This is a genomic window from Actinoplanes sp. NBC_00393 (assembly GCF_036053395.1).
Taxonomy (GTDB): domain Bacteria; phylum Actinomycetota; class Actinomycetes; order Mycobacteriales; family Micromonosporaceae; genus Actinoplanes.
The window spans coordinates 4123473-4144720 of the sequence record NZ_CP107942.1 but is presented as its reverse complement, the minus strand read 5'-3'; the positions used below and the strand labels follow the sequence as shown (position 1 = coordinate 4144720).

The window sequence follows — 21248 nt, the reverse complement described above, 5'->3', positions numbered from 1 at the left end:
TGGGTCGAGGATTTCTGTTATACAGCGGCGCGCGGCGAAGTCAGCGGTGCGAGCTCAGCGCCAGGTGGGTCTGTTCGCCCTGCGGGCCGAACAGGCTGAGCAACTCCGCGGGCCGGTTGTCGGCGCTACCGATCCAGTGCGGCACGCGGGTGTCGAACTCGGCGGCCTCACCGGGGCCGAGCCGCAGATCCTGCTCGCCGAGCACGAACCTGATGGTGCCGTTCAGCACGTAGAACCATTCGTACCCCTCATGGGTCTGCATCTTTCTCGTGGTTGCCCGCCCGGCCGGCGGATAGATCACCTTGTAGGCCTGAATGCCGCCGGCTCGTCTGGTCAGCGGCACCACGGTCAACCCGAAACGGCGCAGGGGTTTCATATGAATGCGCGGATCGCCGGTGGGCGGTGCCGCCACAAGATCATCAAGCGGTACGCCGTGCGCCCGCGCCAGCGGCAGCAGCTGCTCCAGCGTCGGGCGCAGCTTGCCGTTCTCCAGGCGCGACAGGGTGCTCGCGGTGAGCCCGGTCTCGGCGGCCAGCTCCGCCAGCGTGGTGCCGCGGGCCCGGCGCAGTGCCCGCAGTCGCGGCCCGACCCCGGCAAGAACGTCTTCCTCGGTGCTGCTGCTCATCCGGCCATGATGCGGATCCGCAATTTTTCTTGCAAGCATGGCGCGGCCCGGACGATCCTGGGCCGCATGCGCACCTTCTGGGAGAACCACTACCGCACGCAGCGCGCTCCGGCCGGGCGGCCCAACCCGCTGCTGGTCGAGATTGCCGAGCCGCTGCCGGCGGGCACCGCGCTGGACCTGGGCTGCGGCCCCGGCGGCGACACCATCTGGCTCGCCCAGCACGGCTGGCAGGTCACCGCCGTGGACATCGCCACCACCGCAATCGAGCGGGTCCGGGCCCGCGCCCACGAACTGGGCATCGGGGAACGGGTGACCGCCGAGCAGCATGATCTGGCCCGTACGTTTCCGGCCGGATCGTTCGACCTGATCTCGGCGCAGTACTTCCACTCCCCGTTCCCGCTGGACCGCAGTCGTGCTCTGCGTGCCGCCGCGCACGCGCTGCGTCCCGGTGGCCTGCTTCTGATCGTCGACCACGGCTCCACCGCCCCCTGGTCCTGGAACCAGGATGCCGACGCGCACTTCGCGACGCCCGGCGAGGTCGCCGCCGAACTCGACCTCGATCCGCAGCGCTGGCCGATCCGGCGCGCCGACATGCCCCGCCGCCGGGCCACCGGCCCCGGCGGCCAGACCGCCACGGTCACCGACAACGTCCTGCTCTTCCAGCGGAGCGCGGCGTGAAGCGCCGCGGTGACGTCGGGCCCCCGCAGACCGGCGCCGACGAGAAGGCCACCCTGCTGGGGATGCTGGACTACCTGCGCCGATCGATCGCGGACAAGTCACCGGTGTGCCGGAGCCACAGGTCCGAGCGGCCGGCGTGCCGTCCGGCACCAACCTGCTGGGGCTGATCAAACATCTGACGTACGTCGAGCGGTTCTACTTCCTCGGCGAACCGATCACCAACCTGCGCCGCACCCTGCGCCCGGCCGCCGCTGAGACGGTCGACGGCCTGCTCGCCGCCTACCGGGAGACGGGCGAGCAGGTGAACCGGGTCGTCGAGGCCTGCACGGACCTGAGCCTGCCCGCCCCGCGCCCGCCCGGCCGCGGACTGGGACCGTCGATGCGGTGGGCGCTGGTGCACATGATCGAGGAGACCGGCCGGCACGCCGGGCACGCCGACATCCTGCGGGAACAGATCGACGGCGCGACCGGCCGCTGAGCCTCAGGCGACCTGCGGGCAGGTCACCATCTCGTACTGCTGGCGTTCCCAATCGTCGAACGGCACGTCGGCGATCGCACCGAAGAGGGTGGCCAGCCCGGATTGCATGGCCTCCGCCGACGACCAGACCGAGATGGCGATGAGCCGGCCACCCTCGGCGTCCTCGAAGCCGCCGAGCTCGTCCAGTCCGGCGACACCGGCGGAGGCGGCGCGCAGCCGACCCATCGCGGCGATCATGTCGTCGCGGTGCTCAGGCTTCGGGTAATGCACCACCTGCGCGAGAACACGCATGTCAAGCTCCTTCAACAGACTTGGCGAAGATGTCGAGAATGTGTTTCCAGCCGGCGGAGTATCCGCCCGGCACGGAGGTCGCGGCGGCGAGCTGCTCCTCGGTGAGGCGCTCCCAGCCGCGGTGTTCCAGGGCGACCCGGGTCAGGGCCGGGGCGAGCACGGTGAACTGCAGTTCGACCTCGGTGACCGCGGGCAGCACGGTCCAGGTCATGGCGAACCGCTCGTGCGGCTGCCAGGTGATGACCTCGCCCCAGTCGACCGTGCTGCCGTCGGCCCAGGTCTCGTAGACGCGCCCGCCGAGCCGGCGCTCGAAGGTCACGTCGACCACCTTGTCGTCGCCCTGGGAGAACGGCCGGGTCGGCCACCAGGCGCCGATGTCGCGGACGAACACTTCGAAGGTGTGCTCCCGGTCGCTGCGGACCAGGGTCGACTGCCGGATCGGGGGACGCTGCAACGGGCGTACGTTGTCGGACACGGGCACGATCATGGCAGGTGGACGGCCAGGCCGGCCGCCGCCGTCAGGCCACGTTCGGAGAATCCTGGGGTACGCCGTCCGCCCGCTCCGCCTCGACCAGGCGCCGCCCGGCGTCCAGCGCGTCACTCCACATCGAGTCGAGGAACTCGCGCAGCCCGGCGAGCCCTTCCGGCCGCGCCCGGTAGAAGCGCCGGGTGCCGGCGCGCCGTTCGCTGACCAGCCCGGCGTCCTTCAGGACGGTCAGATGCTGGCTGATCGCGGTGCGAGTCACGTCGAACGCGGCGGCGATCTCGCCGGCCGCCAGCTCGTCGGTGGCGACCAGGCGCAGGATCGCCCGGCGGCGTGGCTCCGCCAGCGCCCGGAAGGCGTCGTCGACCTCGGACTCGCCCTCGACCATCGCTCACCCCCAGAGGCCCACCGGGTTGCCGTCCGGATCGGCGAACACCGCGAACCGACCGTAGTCGCCGGGCAGGGGAGTCGGTGCGACCAGGGTGGTGCCGCCCAGTTCGCCGGCCCGCTGCAGCGACTGCTCCAGGTCCTCCACCTGCACGTAGATCTTCACACCCGCCTCGCCGGGCGCCTGCGCCGGGCCGATGCCGCCGCCGATCGCGGTCTCGCCGGCGCCGGTGTCGACCAGGGCGTAGCCGTCGTCGGGGTCGGCCGGGGCGGACCAGCCGAACAGGTCGCAGTAGAAGCTCCGCGCCCGATCGGCGTCGTTGCTGGTGATCTCGAAGAACGCTACCGGACGGCCCATGACCGTCTCCCTCCCTCTGAGGTCGTCCGGCCGGTCGACCGGACACCGCATACGTTAGCGTTGGCTAACGTTAGTGTCAACTGACAAAGGGAAACCTGGAAGACTGACGGACGTGCGCACGGTGTGACCGAACCGGGCGCCCACCCAGTCATTACCGGCAGAGGCCCGAAACGGCGTAGTGAGGAGAGCGTTCAGTGCAACGGGATCTGCGGGAACACTTCGAGTTGGCGGTCAGTGACGACCCGGGCGTACCTCCCGGCGAGATGGCGCGTGCAGCCATCAGCGACGGTGGCCGGATGCGCCGCCGTCGCCACCAGTTGGCCGCGGCCGGCATGGTCGCGGTGGTGGGTGCGGTGGCCGGTCTCGGCCTGGCGACCGCGGACCGCGCATCGGAACCGCCGGTGACGATCGCCGCGGCGATGGCGCCGGTGTCGGCTCCGTCCTGCACCGAGCGGCCGGTGGAGAGCGACGCCACCGACGTGATGATCTTCCTGGACAGCGGGCACCGCCAGGTGCTTCAGAACGCGCTCGAGGCTGATGCGCGGGTGGACGCTCTGAGTTTCGAGAGCCGCGAGCAGGCGTACGAGAAATTCCGCTCTCGTTGGGCGCACGAGCCCGACCTGATCGCCGCGGTCTCCGCTGACAGGTTCCCGGAAGCTTTCCGCCTGCGGCTGGTGTCGCCCGCGCAGTACACCGCGTTCCGCGCCGACTTCGCGACGGCGGACGGCGTCGAGCAGATCATCGGCCGCCGGTGCACACCGGACGCCCCGGTCGGAGGGGTTCTGTGACCGACGCCCACGTCAGGGCACCGGCCTTGGCCCGCTGGGGTGCGGCCCGCCGTCGCGCGAAAGCGGCCCGCGACGAGGAGTTCACCGCGTTCGTCGAGTCCGTCAGCACCGGGCTGCGCCGCAGCGCGTACCTGATGTGCCGTGACTGGCATCTCGCCCAGGACCTGACCCAGCAAACGCTCGCCAAGATGTACTCGGTCTGGGGCCGGATCCGCACCGGGACGAACCTCGAGGCGTACAGCAGGCGGGTCCTGATGAACGCCGTGTTCGACCACCATCGGCGCCGCAGCGGATCCGAGGTGGTGCTGGCCGAACTGCCGGACCGGCCGGACCGGGCCGCGGCCGGGGCGCCGGAGCTGCGGCTGGCCCTGACGGATGCGCTGGCCCAGCTGTCGGTGGAGGACCGGGCGGTCCTGGTGCTGCGGCACGCCGAGGATCAGAGCGTCGAGGCGGTGGCCAAGATCCTCGGGCTGTCCGTGTCCGCGGTCAAGATGCGCAACGCCCGCGCCCTGAGCCGGCTGAGGGAGTTGCTCGGCGAGGATTGGTAGTGCTGGGTCTACTACGGACACTCCATCGCGGGGGAATGTGCCCGGTCCATTGCCGCGGTTGGCTGGACGCATGACGACAACGTTCGATATCGCCATGCGGGCCGCTGCCGCTGTTGCTCTTTCCGTCGCATTCGTGGCGCCGGCGCCTGCGATGGCGTCGGCGCCCGCCGCGGTCACTGCCGTGGCCGGGTACGCGACTTCACCGCACTTCGCACTCCCGCAGTCCAGCGGACCGTTCGCCGTCGGCCGTGATGTCCTGCACCTGGTCGACCGGTCCCGCCGCGACCAGTGGGTGCCGGCTAACCACCGCGAGCTCATGGTCTCGATGTTCTACCCGGCGGTCGCCCGTCCCGGCCGGGCCGCGCCCTACCTCACCACCACCGAGGCCCGGCTGTTCCTCGAGGACCGTCAGCTCGCCGGGGTCATCGCGCCGGAAGCGCTCAGCGCCACGCGTACCGATGCGCTCCTGCATGCCCGGCCCCGTGCCGGCCGCTACCCGCTCGTGGTGCTCTCGCCCGGCTTCACCCTGCACCGGCACACCCTCACCCACCTGGCCGAGGAGCTGGCGAGCCGCGGGTACCTCGTCGCCGTCATCGACCACGCCTACGAATCGTCCGGCACGGCCTTTCCCGGCGGCCGGGTTCTAACCTGCACCGCCTGCGAGGCGGCCGAGGTGTACGCCGATGTCGCCACCGGCCGCGCCGACGACGTCACCTTCGTCCTCGACCGTCTGACCGGCGCCCGGCCGGCCTGGCGGCACGCCCGCCTGATCGACCGCACCCGGATCGGCATGGCCGGCCACTCCATCGGCGGCAACGCGGCCGCCGCCGCCATGGCCGCGGACTCCCGCGTCCGGGCCGGGATCAACATGGACGGCACCTTCTTCGCGCCCGTCCCCGAAGACGGCCTCGCGGGTCGCCCGTTCCTCATGCTCGGCGCCCCCTCGCACGTCCCCGGCGCGACCGACGAGAGCTGGGACCGCGACTGGCAGCGCCTGAACGGCTGGAAGCGCTGGCTGACCGTCACCGGCACCGGCCACCTCGACTTCAGCGACACCGCGGTCCTGGCCGACCAGGCCGGCCTGCCCGACGACGGCTCACCGCTACCCGGCGACCGCACCGCGCAGCTGGTCCGGGAGTACGTGAACGCGTTCTTCGACCTGCATCTGCGCGGCATCCCGCAGCCGCTGCTGCACGGCCCGGCCGCCGACAATCCCGAGGTCGTCTTCCACCAGCCCGGAAACGGCTCGCTCCCGGGGTAAGCGGATCGCGGGGCTCGTGCGTAATACCAGGGTGGGACATCAACCGGCGGAGTTCGCCGCCTTCTACGAGAGCGCCCGGGACGACTGCCTGCGGGCGGTCGCCGCCGCCATCGGCAACCGCCAGGCGGCCGAGGACGTCGTCGCCGAGGCATTCGCCCGGGCCTGGGCGTCCTGGCACACGGTTGCGCACCACCCGTCGCCGCGGGCATGGGTGGTGCGTACCGCTCTCAACGCCCACACCTCGTGGTGGCGGCGATGGCGGCGGGAGGTGCCGGCGCCCAGCCGGCACGACCACGAGCGGCCGGGCCACGACGACATGGACGCGACCCTGCCCGACCCGCGGATGATGGCGGCGCTGAAAGCCCTGCCCACCCGGCAGCGTCAGGTGGTCGCCCTGCGCATCTTCCTCGACCTCGACAGCGAGACCACCGCGCGCACGCTCGGCATCGCCGCCGGCACGGTCACCGCCCACCTCGCCCGGGCAACGCGGGCCCTGCGGGCCACCCTGACACCCGTCGCCGAACAGGAGCCGAAGCCGTGATCAAGGACGATGATCTGTACGCGCGGATGCGCTCGGAATTCGAGCCGATGCGATTGGGTGACTCCGTCGCGGACATCACCGCCCGAGGCAGGCGACTGCGCCGGCGGCGGCACACCGTCGGGGCTCTCGGCCTCGCCGCTGCCGCTGCCGCGACCACGCTCGGTCTGGCCCTGGGCTCTCCGGCCCCCGACCGGCCGGCCCCGGCACCGGTGGCGGCTTGGTCCGTCGACACGCAACCGGACGGCAGCGTCCGGCTCACCATCCGCCAGCTGACCGACGCTGATCAGCTGAGTGCGGCGCTGAACCGGGCCGGGGTACCCGCGAAGGTCGAGTTCAAGCAGCTGCGTCCCGGTCAGACGGCCGGCTGCGCCGAGGACGATCAGGCCGAATCGCCCCTGCTCCTGCGCGTCATGCCGATGCAGCCCAGCCCGCCGGACGGCGACGAACAGGTCTTCACCATTCGGCGTGACCGCATGCCGGCCGGAACCAGCCTGCACTTCGTCATCATGGAACAGCCCGGCGACAGCGGCGCACGAAGCCGGTCGGTCCATAGTCGTCTGGTCATCGGCACGCCCCGGCCCTGCAAACTCTACGAGAACTAGCGGGCTTCGAGGTCTCGCTGCCGGTCCGAAGTGGGCGGCCGTCGGTTGCTCGCCTTGATCGCGCCGGCCGATCCTTCGACCCAGCCGGTCCGGCACGGCTGGTGTCGGCGCCGTAGGGCCTGGCTCGCTAGCCGAGTTGGTCGCGGCGGCGGGTCAGGTAGGCGATCTCGGCGGTGTTGCCGGCCAGCTCGATGGCCCTGTCGTAGGCCGCTCGCGAATCCCCACTGCGGCCCAGCCGGCGCAGCAGGACGGCGCGGGTGGCGTGGTAGGCGTGGTAACCGTCCAGCTTGTCGGCGAGGCGGTCGATGGTGGCGAGAGCTACCGCGGGGCCGTCGAGTTCGGCGACGGCTACCGCGCGGTTGAGGGTGACGATCGGGGACGGGTCGAGGTGGGCCAGCTGGTTGTAGAGGGCTACCACCTGCGACCAGTCGGTGTCGCGGGCGTCGCGGGCCGAGGTGTGCACGGCGTTGATCGCGGCGAGGATCTGGTAGCGGCCGGGAGCGACGCCGGCGGCCAGGCGTTCGCGGACCAGCTGGTGGCCCTCGGCGATCAGGGCCGTGTCCCAGGAGCCGCGGTCCTGTTCGTCCATGGTGACCAGTTCACCGGTGGTGGAGACGCGGGCGGTGCGGCGGGCCTCGGTGAGCAGCATCAGCGCGAGCAGGCCGGCCACCTCGCCGTCGTCGGGGAGCAGGGCGCGGATCAGGCGGGTCAGCCGGATCGCCTCGGTGGTCAGGTCGTGGCGGACCGGGTCGGTGCCGGGGCCGGTGGCCAGGTAGCCCTCGTTGAAGACCAGGTAGAGGACGGCGAGCACACCGGAGACCCGGGCGGGGAGGTCTTCCGCGGACGGAACCCGGTACGGGATACGCGCCGCCTTGATCTTGGCTTTGGCGCGGGTGATCCGCTGGCCCATGGCGGTCTCCTGCACCAGGAAGGCGCGGGCGATCTCGGCCGCGGTCAGGCCGCCGACCATGCGCAGGGTGAGCGCCACGCGGGTCTCCATCGCGAGCGCCGGGTGACAGCAGATGAAGATCAGGCGGAGCCGCTCGTCGTCGATGGCGCCGAGAGGCTGCGGTGGGTCGTCGTCGTACAAGATCTGGGCCTCCCTCTGCTTGTCGTCGCGCTTGCTCTCCCGCCGGATGCGGTCGATGGCCTTGCGGTTGGCGGTCATGGTCAGCCAGGCGCCGGGATTGGGGGGTACGCCATCCGCCGGCCACCGCTCGACAGCAGCAGCGAACGCCTCGGCCGCCGCCTCCTCGGCAACGTCGAGGTCACCGAAACGCCTGGTCAGCGAGGCGACTACCCGAGCCCACTCCTCGTGGTGGGCCCGGGTGACCGCGTCGCGCACGTCGATCACGCTCACAGGAACGGCCGCACCTCGACCCTGCGGTTGCAGGCCTTCGACCCCTCCGCGGCGATCTTGAGCGCCACGTCGAGGTCGGGGGCCTCGAAGACCCAGAAGCCGGCCATGTACTCCTTCGTCTCGACGAACGGCCCGTCGGTGAACAGCGCCTGCCCGTCGCGGTTGTCGATGACGGTGGCCGTGCTGGGCGACGCGAGGCCACCGGCGAAGACCCAGTGGCCGTCGGCCTGGACGCGGGCGTTGAACGCGTCGATCGCCAGCATCTCCTCGGCGGTGCCGGAGTTGGACTTGTCGTCGATCACGGAAACCAGGTACTGCATCTCGGATCATCTCCCGTCTGCTCGTGGGAAGCCTTTCACCATTGCTACGAACAGCGCGGCCCCGATCCGACAGTGGCGTAGATCACATAGATGAGAGCTCATGGGCGAACCGTGGTGGGCCCATCGCGCCGTCCATCGGCTTGCTGCCGGGAGAACGCCCCCGCAAGTCCGCAAGACCGAGCATCTGCCCTGGTGGCGAACGCTGCGGCGGCGAGGCCGGTGCGCCGCAGCCATCGGCTGGTTGTGCGCCGGAGCGAAGTGCCGGTGAGATCAACTCATGACTGACACGCTGCAGGCTCGGGCGATCGCGACCGCGGTTCTCGGCCGCGACCCGGGTCCGATGACCGTCGCGGAGAGCATCTCGCATCAGGTCCACGTCGCCGCGGACATCGTCGTGAAGGTCATCGGAGCGGGGGACCACCCGCGCCTGAGCCGCGAGATCGCCCTGGCCCCGGACCTGCCGGCCGGTATCACCGCCGCCCTTCTCGACAGCGGGGTCCATGTCGTCGACGGGCGCCAGGTGCGGTACGCCTGCTACGCCCGGGTGCCCGGCGCGGCCCCCGGCATGGGCCTGCCGGGTGCCGACCGGAAGACCGCGTGCGCACTGGCGAAACAGTCGGTCCAGCGGCTCGGAGCGCTGCACGCCTGGTCGCCGTCCACCCGGGCCGCACAGATCCTGCGGGAGCCGCTGGACCACGGCGGATTCGTCACCCGGGAGGCGTTGCTCGCCGAGATCGACGGCCTGCAAGTGCCGGCCGCCCTGCTGAAGGGACTCCGGGTCATCGCGGTGAACGCACCGGAGCGGGCGAGGGTGAACGTCCCGGTCCACGCGGACTGCCACTGGGGCAACTGGCTCGCGTCGAACGGGACCCTGACCGCGCTCCTCGACTTCGAATGGGCCCGGTTCGGCGAGCCGATGGACGACTGGTTCTTCGTGATCGCGGACAGCGGCCCGCACGCCCCGGCCGTCCTGGACGTGATCACCGCCGAGACAGCGATCCCGCCGGACGTCCTGCGCGCCGAGTGCGAGGTCCGGGAGGCGAACTACCTCGCCTCCGACATCAGGCTCGCGCACGCGAATCCGCGTACCCATGCCCGGTTGCTGGCCCAGCGCATGACCAGATTGACCGAACTGATCACCGAGCGCCCATGGTGGCGCCCGGCGCCCTGCCGAGCGTGCGGATCGGCCGGGCGAGGAGCAGCGCGGCCGCGGTGAGCAGGGCGACCACGGCGCCCACGAGCAGCACGCGGTCGGTGCCGAACGCCGCGACGGCCGGGCCGGCGAGGGCGCTGCCGATCGGGTACATGCCGACCGAGCCGGCGACCTCGTACGCGTGGACGCGGTTGAGCACCTCGCCGGGCACCTGGGTCTGCACGCTGGTGGCCCACATGACGCCCCAGACGCCGATGCCGGCCCCGACCGCGACCTGGGCGACCGCGAGCGCCCAGACCGGCCAGCCCAGCACGATGCCGAGCGGATAGAGCGGGTAGGCCAGGATCGCCACGGCTCCGGCGGCGAGCGGCCGGGCGGGCTTGTAGCGGATCGCCAGCAGGCCGCCGGCCACCGTGCCCGCGCCGAGTGCCGCGTTGAGCAGGCCGAAGGCGGACGCGCCATGCTCGGGGACGATGACGCCGGCGGCCACCGTCAGCTGCGGTCCCCACGACAGCACCGCGAAGACCATCCAGATCACGATCACACCCCAGAGCCAGCTCCGTACGCGGAACTCGTGCCAGCCGACCGCCAGGTTGTGCCACAGGCTCTTGCCCGCCGGCGGGGCGGGGACCGCGCCGAGGCGGAGCGCGAACAGGCAGATCGCACTGGTCCCGTAGGCGACGGCGGCGATCACCATGACCCAGCCGGTGGCGCCTAGGCCGACCAGGACGCCGGCCAGGGCGGGGCCGCCCAGCCCGGTCAACGCCTCGGAGGTGCGCAGTACGCCGTTGGCGCCCTGCACGTCCCGGGACACCAGCGGGACGGTCGAGGAGGCGCCCGGCTGGAACATCGCGTTGGCGGTGCCGGCGATCACGAGCAACGCGTACAGCTGCCAGAGGTGGTCGATGCCGTGCAGGAACAGCAGGGCGAGCAGGACGTGGGCGACGAGGTTGGCCAGGTCGGCGGCGATCATCATGCGCCGGGCGGTGAACCGGTCGGCGAGCACCCCGCCGAACAGCACCAGCCCGGCGAACGGGCCGACCAGGAAGGCCATGGCATAGCCGGCGGTGTGCAGACCGTACCCACCGCTGAGCAGGCCGGCAGCGACCGCGACCGGCAGCATGGCCCAGCTGAGCAGGCCCGCGCTGCGGGCCGTGAAGTAGTAGCGGAAGTTCCGGGACCAGATGGCCGGATCTGCTGGCTGGTGTGGGGCGAGGGCATCGAGGGTCACGATGGCGAATCTATGTGCACATGCATCTAATGCACAAGCATTTAATGTACGCGCATCTAGTGCATCGGCATGTGATAGGTTGCGGAGTCATGGACAGCGCGCAGGCCCTCGTCGACCAGTGGCGTGAGCTGACCGCCCGCCGGGTCCGCATCGGCAACGCCCTGGAGCAGGCCCTCGAGCAGCAGCACGGCCTGAGCTGTCACGAGTTCGAGGTGCTGGACCAGCTGGCCGAGGTGTCCGCGCACGGCAAGCCCCGGGTCCAGGACATCGCGGACGTCGTCCCGATCACGCAGAGCGCCCTGTCCCGGCTGATCGGCCGGCTGGAGAAGCAGGGGCTGATCGAACGCCGGCTCTGCGAGGTCGATCGCCGCGGCATCAACGTCTTCCTGACCGACGCCGGCCGCGCCCGGCATGCCGAGGCGCGGCCGACGTACTGCGAAGTGCTGGCCCGGCAGTTCGCTGCCTGCGACGCGACCGAGGCCGCCGAGCTCAAGCTAGGTCTCGGCGACCTCGTCGAGGAGCGCGGGAAGACAGACCGCGGGCCCGTTATGTGAGTGGCGCCGTCAGCGCGCTGCTGAGCTCGCCGCGGACCATCATGCGGAAGTGGCTGATGTCGTACCCGAGGTCCCTGCGGAAGCAGTCGCCGCTGACGTTGTCCGGGTAGTCGATGTAGCCGCCCGAGCGCGGGTACACCCGCATGAAGACGGTGCTCTGGCTGTCGTTGTCGCAGACGGTGATCTTGCGGATCGATCGGCTGTCGCTCGTGGTGCCGTACATGATGCCGCGGGCGATCACGTTCACGCCGGTCCAGGCCCACATCTGCTGGGAGTACTCCGGGCCGGTGTAGTCCGGCTGCGGGTCCCAATCGAAGGAAGCGGCCTGTGCGGGCGCGGCGGCCAGGAGAACTCCGGCAATGCCGGAGGCGACGACCAGGGCCGGGGACAGAGTACGCATGTGCATCAACTCCTTTGAAAGTCGGCCGGCCCGGTCAGCAGCCGTAGGTCCAGCGGTGCGATCGGCCGCGGTCGCTGGAGGCCGGTTTGCGGGGGAATCCGGTGCCGGCGCGCAGGCAGATTGTCATGGCCCCGACGTGATCCTCCCGGTCGTGGACCTGCACGTAGGTCGGGATGCCGGGGGCGACGATGCCGTTGTTGAACCACGACGAGTCGTTCTCGAGCACGGGCGTCTGGTCCTGGAACTCGTCGTTGGTCCAGCTCCGATCGCGACCGGACGCGTAGTAGACGTAATTGGGGTTGTAGTTGATGTGCTTGTAGATGCAGAAGTAGCCGGGCCGGCAGCCCGCCGGCGCGGCCTGGGCGGGTGATGCGACGGCAACCCCCGCGCCGGCCATGACCGTGGCGATGCCCAGGGCCAGGATTCGATTCATGACACTCTCCTTCGAGGGGTTCATTCGCAGTTGTAGGCCCAGTAGTGCTTTTCGCCGCGATCACTCGAGGCCGGTTTGCGCGGGAATCCGGTGCCGGCGCGCAGGCAGATCGTCATCGACCCACCGCCGAAGACCTGCACGTAGGACGGGATGCCCGGCCCCTCGGCGCCGTTGTTGAACCACGACGAGTCGTTGCGCCGGACCCGCGACCCGTCCTGGAACGTGTTGTTCCCCCAGTTGGCGTCCTGGCCGTACGCGGTGTAGATGCCGCCGTAGTAGTCGTAGTTGATGTGCTTGTAGACGCAGAACGAACCGAACGGACAGCCGGTCGGGGCGGCCTGCGCGGGCGAAGCGACGGCGGCAGTTCCCGCGGTGGCCGCGACGATGGCCACGCCCAGCGCCGCAACGCGTTTCCGGATGCTGTTCCTTCGCGTGTTCATGAGTGCCTGGCTCCATTCGTGAGGTGACGAGGCGACGACCCGGTCAGCAGCCGTAGGTCCAGCGGTGCGACACACCGCGGTCGCTGGAGGCCGGTTTGCGCGGGAATCCGGTGCCGGCACGCAGGCAGATCGTCATCGATCCGAGGCCGAGGACCGCGTCGTAGACCTTGACGTAGGACGGGATGCCCGGGCCGGTGACGCCGTTGTTGAACCACGACGAGTCCTCCCGCGCCACCTTCGACCCGTCCTGCCAGGTGTTGTTGGTCCAGTCGTCGTCGCGGCCGGACGCGGTGTAGACGCCGCCGGGGTAGTCGTAGCCGATGTTCTTGTAGACGCAGAAGTAGCCGGATCGGCAACCGGCCGGGGCGGCCTGCGCCGGAGCCGCGGCGACGACGGCTCCCGTGGTGGCCGCGGCGGCGGCCACAGCCAGCATCAGGATTCGTTTCATGGGTGCTCCTTTCGAGGAGGGGCCGGGACGTGCGTCAGCAGCCGAAGGCCCAGAGGTGTGACCCACCGCGGTCGCTGGAGGCGGGCTTGCGGGGGAATCCGGTGCCGGCGCGCAGGCAAATCGTCATCGCGCCGACGTGCTCCTTGCCTTCGAAAACCTTGGTGTACGAAGGGATGCCGGGCCCGGTGATGCCATTGTTGAACCAGGACGAATCGTGCCGGGCGACGAGCTTCCCGTTCGGGAACCGGTTGTCGTACCAGTCGACGTCCGAGCCGGCCGTCCGGTAGAGCCCGCTGTTGTAGCTGTAGTTGATGTCGTTGTAGACGCAGAAGTAGCCGGATCCGCAGCCGACCGGGGCGGCCTGCGCCGGAGCCGCGGCGACGACGGCTCCCGTGGTGGCCGCGACGGCGGCCACAGCCAGCATCAGGATTCGTTTCATGGGTCTCCTTCGAATCGAGTTCCGGGGTTCCCGGCGTCAGGGTGCGGCGTCGGCGACCAGTTGCCGGGCGTGCGGGAGTGCGGCCTGCTCGCGGCGGCTCAGGTCGTCGAGCAGGGATCCGAGCTCGGCCCGGACCGCACGGACGGCTGTTTCGGTGAGCCGGCGGCCGGCCGCGGAGAGGCCGCCCTGCCGGTTGCACCGGGCGGCGAGCACGGCGGCCCTGCGTTCGAGCCGGCGGCGCTCGCCGGCCACCAGTTCGGCGCCGGCGTCGGCCACCCGGGCGGACAGCTCGGCCTGATCCCCGACCGTCCAGCCGTGACCGGAAATGCAGGCCCGCCATCGGCGTTCAGCGCTGATGAACGCCGGATCGGCGGTCACCCGGGCCCGCGCGATGGTGTTGACGTTGTCGGCGGTGATCCGGCCGCGCAGATAGCCTTCGAGATCGCCGTAGAGGTCCTGCAGCGCCTCTGCGTTGCAGCTCTCCCGGCTCTGCTGGACCTGCTGGCCGTCCGGCAACGTTACGGTGATCAGCGAACCGCCCCGCGGGTCCCCGTTCAGGGCGAGCGAGAACGCCTGCTGGCGTCCCGCGGAAAGCCCGCGGACGTAGGTCTCGAGAGCGGTGGACGGCCGGCTAGCGGGCTCAGCCGGAGCGAGCCCGGCCCGGGCCGCCTTCGCCTCGTCGTCCTCTGGCCAGGAAACGGCCGACGTGCCTGCCGTGGGTGTGGACAGGTCGGCCCGGGCCGCGTTCGCGTCCAGCGGGTAGGAGAAGCCCCGCCGGTTCATGCACTGTGCGATGAGGACGCTCTGGGCCAGCTCGAGCACGGCGCCCGCGTCAGCGGTGCTCGCCATGGCCCGCACGTCCGCGGGCAACAGCGGGCCGGCCGCGGAATGGTCCTGGCCACCGCACGAGGTCACCAGCAACGCGGCGCTCACCAGGCAGAGTCGGGCTTTCATCGTCAGGAGGTGTGCAGGGTGTTGTTCCACCACAGGTACGCCGAGCACCTGCCGGGCTCACCGGACTGGCAGATCCGCACCCGATGGATCGCCACCAGGCCACCCCAGATGCTCGGGTTGTTGGGGCGGGCGACATGGGCCTCGTAGTTGGTGCTGTTCGAGTGGTAGAAGACCTGCAGCGTGCAGCCGAATCTCGTGCTGGTGGTCTTGGTGGTGAACGTCTTGAAACCGCCCAGATTGAAGGTTCCCGGGCTGTCGATCGTCAGGGTGCATTTTCCGTTCGAGCCCTGGGCGGAGAGGGGCTGGTAGCGGTACGCCGCGTGGGCGGCGGATCCCGTCGTCAGTGGTCCGCCCAGACAGACCAGGGCGACGGTGAGCAGTTGAGCGATCCGGCGTCTGTTCATGACGTTCTCCTTCGATGAGAGGTGTGGATCGAGCGTCAGGTGGCGCCAAAGATCGAACAAGCTCTATGTGTCCCTGAGCTGGGAGCGGGGGACAGTTACCACCCGGCCGGGACAGATCAGGGTTTCCTGCGATGCGTGCGCGGCGGTGGGCGAGTAGTCCAGAGCTTGGAGGCCGGCGCCGGCCGGCGGCCCGGTGCAGGGCCGGATTTCGCCGGTGGGGGAGGCGGCGAGCGCCTCGACCCGGCCGGGCCGCAGCCGGTCGAGCAGCCAGCCGGCCTCCTCGCGGTTCAGCCGCCGATCCGGTCGGTCACGGCGGTGTTGCGTACGGCGAACACCACCGCCACCGCGTCGGCAGCGAGACGGCGGGCGGTGCACAGCAGCGCGGTGGTCGGCGGCCGGTGCGACATCAGCGGCAACGAGATCCTGCTCAGCGAGACCGTCGAGCAGGACGGACCGCTGAAGAACCGGACGCCCGGCGTGCTGGCCCAGGTCGGCTTCGGGGACGTTTCATCCCGATCTGCTGGTCTCCGGCAACTGCTGCACCGACCTCGCGCCGTTTTCACTCGGTCCGATAGTCGACCTTTTCGGTTCGGCGCCGACAGTCACCGGTAACCGTATGAGGTGCGGCCTGCTTCCGGCGTTGCAGATCCGGGCGCCGCGCGACACCAGCCCGGTCACCGCGGTGAGCAACGTCAGCAGCAACGGTGCCCTCATCTTCGGAGCGCCGATTCCGCAGCCCTACGACAACTTCAACATCAGGCAGTGATCTGAGGAGGACCCATGGCAGTCAGCGCGTACCAGCGCTTCGTGGATGCGCGCGACGAGCTGCGCAAGCAGCTCGACGTCGCGTTGCCCGAGCAACTCACCCAGGACCGCGAGCCCGCCGCGGCGTCCCGTTCGCGCCGCGCAGCCGTCCCGCCGCAGGTCCGGAATGCTCGCCGCCGGCTCGACACCGCAACAGCCCGCCTCGCCCCTGGGCGGACGCCATGATCGAGCCGGTGCAGGTCTTCTGGGCGCCGGCCGGCGCGAGCATGCCGACGCTCGGCGCACGCGACCTCGTCGACATCACCGACGGCGACACCCCCAACGTGCGGATGCCGATCCGCATGCTCTCGGTCGACACCCCGGAGGTGACCGCCCGGAGCGAGCAGCGGGCCGCCGCGATCGACAAGGAGTTCCTGCAGCTGGCGGAGTGGATCCGGCAGGGCCGGGCACCGATCGACGCCGGCTTGGCCGAGTTCGTGCTGCCGAGACTGGAGACCGGCCACGCCGGCAGCCTGCATTACGAGCAGGGCAAGAAGGCGTCCGCGTTCGGCAAGGACAACGTCGCCAAGCGGCTGAAACGGCCCAACGGCACAAGCCGGAAGATCTTCATCCGGGTGGCGGACAGCCCGTTCGACACGAACCACCGGCTGCTCGCGTACATCGCTCCCGACTACAGCGAGAGGGAACGCCAGGAGATCCCGAAGCGCGACCGTCCCACGTTCAACCTGGACCTGGTGACCGCCGGCTGGGCCACGCCGTTCGTGATCTACCCGTCCATCCCGAGCGCCGAGGACCTCGCCCTGCTGATCCAGGCCGCAGCGAACGCCCGCGCCGCCCAGCTCGGGATCTGGGCCGACCAGCACACCTTGCTCGCCTACGAGTACCGGGCCATGGAGAAGCTGTTCGACATCACTCACAAGAAGGTGAACAACTTGCCGCTGAAGGTCCACGAACGCTCCTGGCGCGAACGCTACTGCGTGGACCTGCGTACCCGCGTCCTGCACGGCCCGGAGGACTATTCCGGCATCAACCCGGAATACCGCCTGTGGCTCTGGCCCCAGGACCTGCGCGACGCGGTCGCCCGGCTCAACCTAACGCCCGCACCCCAGCTGGTAGCCGCCGAATAGCGCCGCCATGGATCCGCTGAGCGTATGTTTCCCGTCCGGCCGGTGTCGGGTATCGCCTGCTTGATCGTCAAACCAGGGGAGAGACATGCGGCAGCAGGAAGTCCGGCAGCGCTGGCTGCCGCCCTTCTTCTTCGGGCTGGCGGTGGCGATGGTCGCCGGTCTCTTCTGGACCGGCGCGACCGGCGGCGACGCCGTGACGCTGGTGATTCTGGCGGTGGCTTCGATCGGGATGGGCGGCTACGTCTGGCGGCGCCAGCGCCGGATCGCCAGATAGCCGCCCGCGGCGGCGTGGTCAGCTCAGTTCGGCGAGCGTACGCGTGAGCCAGTCCCGTTCCGCCTGCGCGGTGGCCCGGGCGATCTCGAACATGCCCTGGCGGAACGGGTCGTCCATGTCAGCGGCGCGGAGCCGTTTCCCGGCGGCCGAGAAGAATGTCGCCGGCGCCTGCAGGAAGTCCAGCCGCCGCTGGAGCACCGCGGCCTGTTCGGCGCGGTCCGGCAGGTGCCGCAGTAAGGCGAGCACGGTGAAGTACCGGTTCCGGTCGCTGATCTCGACGTCCGAGGGTGCGCGGAGCCGCCGGAGCAGTTCGGCCCCGCCGGCGTCGGTGAGGGAGAGGACCTGCCGGGGCGCCGCGGACGTGCCGGGTTCGGTCCGGCGTTCCAGCATTCCGGCAGCTCGGGCTGGCCCTGTGGGCGGCCGGGCTGCGGAAATCTTCTCCGGACCTCAGCACAGGCTCCGGGCGAGTGCCTCAGCCCAGCCCTGCTCCTCGATCGGCGGGATCGCGACGGTCGTCTGCGCCCCGTTGACCAGGATGGTCATCTCGCTGGGAGGCCGTGGACGTCTGCCCGCGCCGGCCCTTGGCACCGAAGCAGGGGTGACAGCGCGGTGTCGCTGTCAGCGGCCGCCAAACCACCTGGACACCGCAACTCCGCAGGAAAGGGGATCGCTGCACAGCCTCGCCCTGTTCCGGCCTTTCGGTCATCCGGCCGGCAGCTTCGTACCCTTCGAAGGACGTTTGGGGCAGCAGCGGCTCCCAGCCGGCCCTCGGGAACCGCCGGTGGGGACCACCCGGCTGGCAGTCGCGGCTGACCCCGTGATCCGTCTGGTTCCGAAAATGCGAGCACATCCGCAGTGGATGTGGGCACACCCATTGCGGATGTGGCCGTCTACCCGGGAGGTCTCGCCGGACGGCGCCAGCCGCCGCACGCAATCGCTTGCCGGCTGCGCGAGGCCGGCGGGATCGAAGTGGCGTCGAGGTGGGCAGCTGTCAATCGCCGGTTTTCGAGAGAGACGGACGACAGCGAGACCCCCGATGCCGGAAGCCCTTCAGCAGTGCCGGTGATCAGAGTCCGGCCGCGTCGTCGTAGCGGCGGCGCAGGTCGGCCATCTCCGAGTCTGACAAGGCCTCCTTCTGGGCCACCTGCGCGTACTTCGGCGGGAACATCTGCTGCAGCCGGTCGACGTACATGACGTCGGCGGTCGCCTCGACCACCTGGATGCCCGGCGGATCGGTGGCCATGTCCAGGATCACCGGGCCGGCCAGCTTGACCGCCACGTCCCACGGGCGCTGCGGTTCGGCGACCCCGCAGAGGTGGAAGCCGTACACCGTCTTCACCTCGGCGAGCGTGGTGACCTGGAAGGGTTCGTAGCCGTACACGCGTACCCCGCAGATGACTGCCGGCTCGCCGGCCGTCGGCTGAACCTGGTGGCCGGCATGGTTGTGCTGGCCCGGGTCAGATCGCTCGAGCGTGGTGCGCATGTGGGCCTGGAGCTGGCCCTGTAGGTCCGCTGGATCCGCCTCGGAGTCGGCCGGATTGTGCAGGACGACCACCGCGGCCGCGGCCAGCAGCAGGATCGCCGCCACCCACACGTAGCGGGCTCGACTCGTACTCATGATCGTTTCTCACCTCGGCGGACTGGAGGGGACGGGGTCTCCGGCCCGGGACGTTTGCCGACGTCCTGGGCCGGAGCGGCCGATCAGGTGAAGTTCACATCGCTGCACCACATGTAGGCCTGGTCGAGGTGCGAGGCCTGCCAGATGACGAACAGGATGTGATGCCCGGTGTATCCCGAGGTGGAGATGTCGAACGAGATGTTCTGCGCCGGCGCGTACCTACCGGTCTGCGTGATGAAGTCGAGGTTCCCCCAGCCGAGACTCTGCGTGGCCGGGTTGAACCCCTGCTTGCTGACGTAGACGCGGAAGTAGTCGGCGCCGTGACTGGCCTGGTCGTACAGCCGGACGGTGAAGCTGCGGCTGACGTTTGTCGTCTTCCAGGCTCCGGGCTGGTTCAGGCTGTTGTTCCTGGTCAGACCGTTGCTGCACAGCTGCCCGTCCGGGGTGCGGGCCTGGAACTGGGCGCCCAGGCCGTCGCGCAGCGCGCTCATCCAGTTCCACATGGTGTCCGGGTTGGCCTGGAAGGCGTTCCAGCACATCGGATCCTGCTGCTGCATGGCCGGGTTCATGTGCTGACTGCCCCAGGTCTGCCAGCACTGGTAGGCGCGGCTGGCCGGGCTGACGATGGTGCCGTGGGCCTGGGCTGCGCCGGTCCACGGCAGCAGGCTCACCATGGTGGCGAGCACGACGACGACCACCTGGAGAGGCCGGCGGAACCGGTGGGATTCGCGTGGGGGCACGGTTTCTCCTCCGTTCTTCGGCGTACGGGGATTGGGAGCGCTCCCAGGCGAATCATTGCACCATTGTTTCCAGATATCAACCGACATCTATCGAAGACTCAGTCGGCGGCCTTGATCGAGACGGCCCAGGAGGCGAGAAGTCGCAGCGCGTCCTCGGTCGGGGAGCCGGGCTCGGCTGCGTACACGGTCATGGTGAGACCGGGGTCGGCGCGCAGGTCCATGCTTTCGTAGGCGAGGGTCAGACCGCCGACGATGTGGTGGTGGAAATTCTTCGACCCGGTGCCGTGGGTGCGGACGTTGTGGGCGCCCCAGCGGTGACGGAATTCGTCGCTGCGGGTCGACAGTTCGCCGACGAGGTCGTGCAGCCCCTTGTCGTGCGGATCCTTGCCGGCCGCGGTGCGCAGATTGGCCACGCACATGTCGGCGGCGAGATCCCACTCGGGATAGAAGCGGTGGGCCGCGCTGTCGAGGAAGATGTACCTCGCGAAGTTCGGCGGGCCGGCCGGATCGGTGTAGTGGTCGGCGTACATGGCCCGGCCGAGCGCGTTGGCGGCCAGCAGATCCATCCGGTTGTTGCCGACGATCGCCGGTGCGGCGGTGATGGCGTCGAGCGACCACTGCAGGCTGGGCCGGACCTGCCACTGCTTCGGCCGGCGCCGCCGCAGGACGGCGTTGCTGCCGTCCGCTTCATGGGCGAGATGTACGAGGTGAGCCCGCTCGGCGTCGTCCAGTTGCAGGGCGCGGGCCAGCGAGTCGAGAACACCGGCCGAGACACCGGCGAGGGTGCCGCGTTCGAGCTTGGCGTAGTACTCCACGCTCATCCCCGCCAGCGCGGCCACCTCACTGCGCCGCAGCCCGGGGACGCGGCGCTGCCCTATGGCCGGCAGGCCGGCCCGCTCCGGCGAGATCTTGGCACGGCGCGAGGTGAGAAACTCGCGCACCGCGGCCCGGTTGTCCATGCCATCGACGGTACGGCGTACGCCCGCCCGCAGCGATGCACTACAAGTACACCCATCGCCAGTGACTTCCTGAGCGTGCCGCCGGGCGAGTTGGCTGAACGCCATGACCAGCCGGATGACTGCCCTTCTGACACCCGTACTCGCCGTGCTCCTCGCCGGATGCTCTGTCACCGCGGGCGGCGGGCATGATCCGGTGCCGAGTACCTTTGCGGGCAAGCCGGTGACGCTGCAGTTCGACGGCGGCGCGGCGACCGCGACGCTGGCGGATACGCCGGAGGCCCGGCAGCTCGCCGCCATGCTGCCGGCGACCCTGGACTTCAAGGACGTGTGGGGACAGGCGAAGTCCGGGCGCCTGCCGAACGCCCTCACCGTCGACGGCGCCGTCCCGGTGCATGATCCAGTCGTGGGCGATATCTACTTCTGGCCGCAGACCGAGGTGATCGCGGTCTACTACGACGACCTCGGCCAATCCGTTCCCGCTCCGGGTCTGATCCGCCTGGGCGCCATCGATGCCGGCTTGGACGATCTTGCCGCGGCGGGCAGGCGCGTCACGATCCGCTGGGATCTGGCGGATGCGGGCTAACGTCA

The 21248-nt window shown here is 70.2% G+C and carries 33 protein-coding genes; 14 read left to right on the top strand and 19 right to left on the bottom strand.

Translation table 11 applies throughout. The features are described 5' to 3' along the window. Nucleotides 1–40 precede the first annotated feature (40 nt). Nucleotides 41–625, bottom strand: a complete 585-nt coding sequence (locus OHA21_RS19600) for a helix-turn-helix domain-containing protein (RefSeq protein ID WP_328475547.1) — start codon at nt 623–625, stop codon at nt 41–43. A 66-nt stretch (nt 626–691) separates the two neighbouring features. On the opposite strand from OHA21_RS19600, the gene OHA21_RS19595 reads away from it, so the two are divergent. Beyond that, nucleotides 692–1303: an SAM-dependent methyltransferase gene (locus OHA21_RS19595; RefSeq protein ID WP_328475545.1), complete on the top strand. Its 612-nt coding sequence runs from the start codon at nt 692–694 to the stop codon at nt 1301–1303. 106 nt (nt 1304–1409) lie between these two features. Continuing rightward, nucleotides 1410–1781, top strand: coding sequence for a DinB family protein (locus OHA21_RS19590; protein ID WP_328475543.1), 372 nt, complete (start codon nt 1410–1412; stop codon nt 1779–1781). A gap of 3 nt (nt 1782–1784) precedes the next feature. On the opposite strand, the gene OHA21_RS19585 is transcribed toward OHA21_RS19590, so the two are convergent. The 4 genes from OHA21_RS19585 to OHA21_RS19570 are packed head-to-tail and all read right to left on the bottom strand — an operon-like array spanning nt 1785 to nt 3301. After that, the gene (locus OHA21_RS19585; protein WP_328475540.1) at nt 1785–2072 is read right to left on the bottom strand and encodes a hypothetical protein; all 288 of its coding nucleotides are present in this window, start codon (nt 2070–2072) and stop codon (nt 1785–1787) included. A 1-nt stretch (nt 2073) separates the two neighbouring features. Then, nucleotides 2074–2547, bottom strand: coding sequence for an SRPBCC domain-containing protein (locus tag OHA21_RS19580; RefSeq protein ID WP_328475538.1), 474 nt, complete (start codon nt 2545–2547; stop codon nt 2074–2076). A gap of 43 nt (nt 2548–2590) precedes the next feature. Continuing rightward, nucleotides 2591–2944: an ArsR/SmtB family transcription factor gene (locus OHA21_RS19575; protein ID WP_328475536.1), complete on the bottom strand. Its 354-nt coding sequence runs from the start codon at nt 2942–2944 to the stop codon at nt 2591–2593. A 3-nt stretch (nt 2945–2947) separates the two neighbouring features. Beyond that, nucleotides 2948–3301: a VOC family protein gene (locus OHA21_RS19570; RefSeq protein WP_328475534.1), complete on the bottom strand. Its 354-nt coding sequence runs from the start codon at nt 3299–3301 to the stop codon at nt 2948–2950. A gap of 194 nt (nt 3302–3495) precedes the next feature. Between OHA21_RS19570 and OHA21_RS19565 the strand changes: the two genes are divergently transcribed. From OHA21_RS19565 to OHA21_RS19545, 5 genes are all read left to right on the top strand, one after another. Then, nucleotides 3496–4089 (top strand): permease-like cell division protein FtsX, encoded by a 594-nt coding sequence (locus OHA21_RS19565; RefSeq protein WP_328475532.1) that lies wholly within the window; start codon nt 3496–3498, stop codon nt 4087–4089. Continuing rightward, a complete protein-coding gene (locus OHA21_RS19560) occupies nt 4086–4637 on the top strand; it encodes a SigE family RNA polymerase sigma factor (protein WP_328475530.1) in 552 nt (183 codons plus the stop codon). Before OHA21_RS19565 ends, OHA21_RS19560 begins: the two co-directional genes overlap by 4 nt. 70 nt (nt 4638–4707) lie before the next feature. After that, nucleotides 4708–5898, top strand: coding sequence for an alpha/beta hydrolase family protein (locus tag OHA21_RS19555; RefSeq protein ID WP_328475528.1), 1191 nt, complete (start codon nt 4708–4710; stop codon nt 5896–5898). 31 nt (nt 5899–5929) lie between these two features. Further along, entirely contained in the window at nt 5930–6439 is a 510-nt protein-coding gene (locus tag OHA21_RS19550; protein WP_328475526.1) for a sigma-70 family RNA polymerase sigma factor, read from the top strand. Then, a complete protein-coding gene (locus tag OHA21_RS19545; RefSeq protein ID WP_328475524.1) occupies nt 6436–7041 on the top strand; it encodes a hypothetical protein in 606 nt (201 codons plus the stop codon). The genes OHA21_RS19550 and OHA21_RS19545 overlap by 4 nt, the downstream gene beginning before the upstream one ends. Nucleotides 7042–7168: 127 nt before the next feature. Here the strand turns inward: OHA21_RS19545 and OHA21_RS19540 are convergent, their stop codons facing one another. Beyond that, on the bottom strand, nt 7169–8395 hold the full coding sequence (locus OHA21_RS19540) for an RNA polymerase sigma factor (RefSeq protein ID WP_328478463.1): 1227 nt from the start codon (nt 8393–8395) through the stop codon (nt 7169–7171). A 2-nt stretch (nt 8396–8397) separates the two neighbouring features. Further along, nucleotides 8398–8721 carry a YciI family protein gene (locus OHA21_RS19535; RefSeq protein ID WP_328475522.1) on the bottom strand — a complete coding sequence of 108 codons (324 nt, stop codon included), beginning with the start codon at nt 8719–8721 and terminating at the stop codon, nt 8398–8400. Between the two features lie 277 nt (nt 8722–8998). Between OHA21_RS19535 and OHA21_RS19530 the strand changes: the two genes are divergently transcribed. Continuing rightward, a complete protein-coding gene (locus OHA21_RS19530; RefSeq protein ID WP_328475520.1) occupies nt 8999–9937 on the top strand; it encodes a phosphotransferase in 939 nt (312 codons plus the stop codon). On the opposite strand, the gene OHA21_RS19525 is transcribed toward OHA21_RS19530, so the two are convergent. Further along, the gene (locus tag OHA21_RS19525) at nt 9858–11105 is read right to left on the bottom strand and encodes an MFS transporter (RefSeq protein ID WP_328475518.1); all 1248 of its coding nucleotides are present in this window, start codon (nt 11103–11105) and stop codon (nt 9858–9860) included. The two genes, OHA21_RS19530 and OHA21_RS19525, sit on opposite strands and share 80 nt — an antisense overlap. Nucleotides 11106–11194: 89 nt before the next feature. Here OHA21_RS19525 and OHA21_RS19520 point away from each other — a divergent pair, with 89 nt between their 5' ends. Next, nucleotides 11195–11659: a MarR family winged helix-turn-helix transcriptional regulator gene (locus tag OHA21_RS19520; protein WP_328475516.1), complete on the top strand. Its 465-nt coding sequence runs from the start codon at nt 11195–11197 to the stop codon at nt 11657–11659. Here OHA21_RS19520 and OHA21_RS19515 read toward each other — a convergent pair. The 7 genes from OHA21_RS19515 to OHA21_RS19485 are packed head-to-tail and all read right to left on the bottom strand — an operon-like array spanning nt 11652 to nt 15177. Beyond that, the gene (locus tag OHA21_RS19515; protein ID WP_328475514.1) at nt 11652–12059 is read right to left on the bottom strand and encodes a hypothetical protein; all 408 of its coding nucleotides are present in this window, start codon (nt 12057–12059) and stop codon (nt 11652–11654) included. The genes OHA21_RS19520 and OHA21_RS19515 overlap by 8 nt on opposite strands. Before the next feature lie 34 nt (nt 12060–12093). Next, the gene (locus tag OHA21_RS19510; protein WP_328475510.1) at nt 12094–12492 is read right to left on the bottom strand and encodes a peptidase inhibitor family I36 protein; all 399 of its coding nucleotides are present in this window, start codon (nt 12490–12492) and stop codon (nt 12094–12096) included. Nucleotides 12493–12512: 20 nt separating this feature from the next. Next, nucleotides 12513–12932 carry a peptidase inhibitor family I36 protein gene (locus OHA21_RS19505; protein ID WP_328475508.1) on the bottom strand — a complete coding sequence of 140 codons (420 nt, stop codon included), beginning with the start codon at nt 12930–12932 and terminating at the stop codon, nt 12513–12515. Between the two features lie 43 nt (nt 12933–12975). Beyond that, complete coding sequence (locus OHA21_RS19500) at nt 12976–13380, bottom strand: peptidase inhibitor family I36 protein (protein WP_328475506.1); 405 nt, start codon at nt 13378–13380, stop codon at nt 12976–12978. A 34-nt stretch (nt 13381–13414) separates the two neighbouring features. Then, nucleotides 13415–13819, bottom strand: coding sequence for a peptidase inhibitor family I36 protein (locus OHA21_RS19495; protein WP_328475504.1), 405 nt, complete (start codon nt 13817–13819; stop codon nt 13415–13417). 36 nt (nt 13820–13855) lie between these two features. Beyond that, nucleotides 13856–14773, bottom strand: coding sequence for a hypothetical protein (locus tag OHA21_RS19490; RefSeq protein ID WP_328475502.1), 918 nt, complete (start codon nt 14771–14773; stop codon nt 13856–13858). 2 nt (nt 14774–14775) lie between these two features. Beyond that, a complete protein-coding gene (locus OHA21_RS19485) occupies nt 14776–15177 on the bottom strand; it encodes a hypothetical protein (RefSeq protein WP_328475500.1) in 402 nt (133 codons plus the stop codon). A 616-nt stretch (nt 15178–15793) separates the two neighbouring features. Here OHA21_RS19485 and OHA21_RS19480 point away from each other — a divergent pair. From OHA21_RS19480 to OHA21_RS19465, 4 genes are all read left to right on the top strand, one after another. Further along, the gene (locus OHA21_RS19480) at nt 15794–15943 is read left to right on the top strand and encodes a hypothetical protein (RefSeq protein WP_328475498.1); all 150 of its coding nucleotides are present in this window, start codon (nt 15794–15796) and stop codon (nt 15941–15943) included. A gap of 14 nt (nt 15944–15957) precedes the next feature. Further along, nucleotides 15958–16167 carry a hypothetical protein gene (locus OHA21_RS19475; RefSeq protein ID WP_328475496.1) on the top strand — a complete coding sequence of 70 codons (210 nt, stop codon included), beginning with the start codon at nt 15958–15960 and terminating at the stop codon, nt 16165–16167. Beyond that, the gene (locus OHA21_RS19470; RefSeq protein WP_328475494.1) at nt 16164–17069 is read left to right on the top strand and encodes a thermonuclease family protein; all 906 of its coding nucleotides are present in this window, start codon (nt 16164–16166) and stop codon (nt 17067–17069) included. The genes OHA21_RS19475 and OHA21_RS19470 overlap by 4 nt, the downstream gene beginning before the upstream one ends. Nucleotides 17070–17154: 85 nt before the next feature. Then, nucleotides 17155–17343, top strand: coding sequence for a hypothetical protein (locus OHA21_RS19465; RefSeq protein WP_328475492.1), 189 nt, complete (start codon nt 17155–17157; stop codon nt 17341–17343). An 18-nt stretch (nt 17344–17361) separates the two neighbouring features. On the opposite strand, the gene OHA21_RS19460 is transcribed toward OHA21_RS19465, so the two are convergent. The 4 genes from OHA21_RS19460 to OHA21_RS19445 all read right to left on the bottom strand — a co-directional run bounded on the left by OHA21_RS19460 (nt 17362) and on the right by OHA21_RS19445 (nt 20660). Further along, nucleotides 17362–17733 carry a PadR family transcriptional regulator gene (locus OHA21_RS19460; RefSeq protein WP_328475490.1) on the bottom strand — a complete coding sequence of 124 codons (372 nt, stop codon included), beginning with the start codon at nt 17731–17733 and terminating at the stop codon, nt 17362–17364. Between the two features lie 676 nt (nt 17734–18409). Continuing rightward, nucleotides 18410–18961, bottom strand: a complete 552-nt coding sequence (locus tag OHA21_RS19455) for a hypothetical protein (protein WP_328475489.1) — start codon at nt 18959–18961, stop codon at nt 18410–18412. 83 nt (nt 18962–19044) lie between these two features. Further along, on the bottom strand, nt 19045–19701 hold the full coding sequence (locus tag OHA21_RS19450) for a lytic polysaccharide monooxygenase auxiliary activity family 9 protein (RefSeq protein ID WP_328475488.1): 657 nt from the start codon (nt 19699–19701) through the stop codon (nt 19045–19047). A 98-nt stretch (nt 19702–19799) separates the two neighbouring features. After that, entirely contained in the window at nt 19800–20660 is an 861-nt protein-coding gene (locus OHA21_RS19445) for a helix-turn-helix transcriptional regulator (protein ID WP_328475487.1), read from the bottom strand. A gap of 103 nt (nt 20661–20763) precedes the next feature. Between OHA21_RS19445 and OHA21_RS19440 the strand changes: the two genes are divergently transcribed. After that, entirely contained in the window at nt 20764–21243 is a 480-nt protein-coding gene (locus OHA21_RS19440) for a cyclophilin-like fold protein (RefSeq protein ID WP_328475486.1), read from the top strand. Nucleotides 21244–21248: the final 5 nt, after the last annotated feature.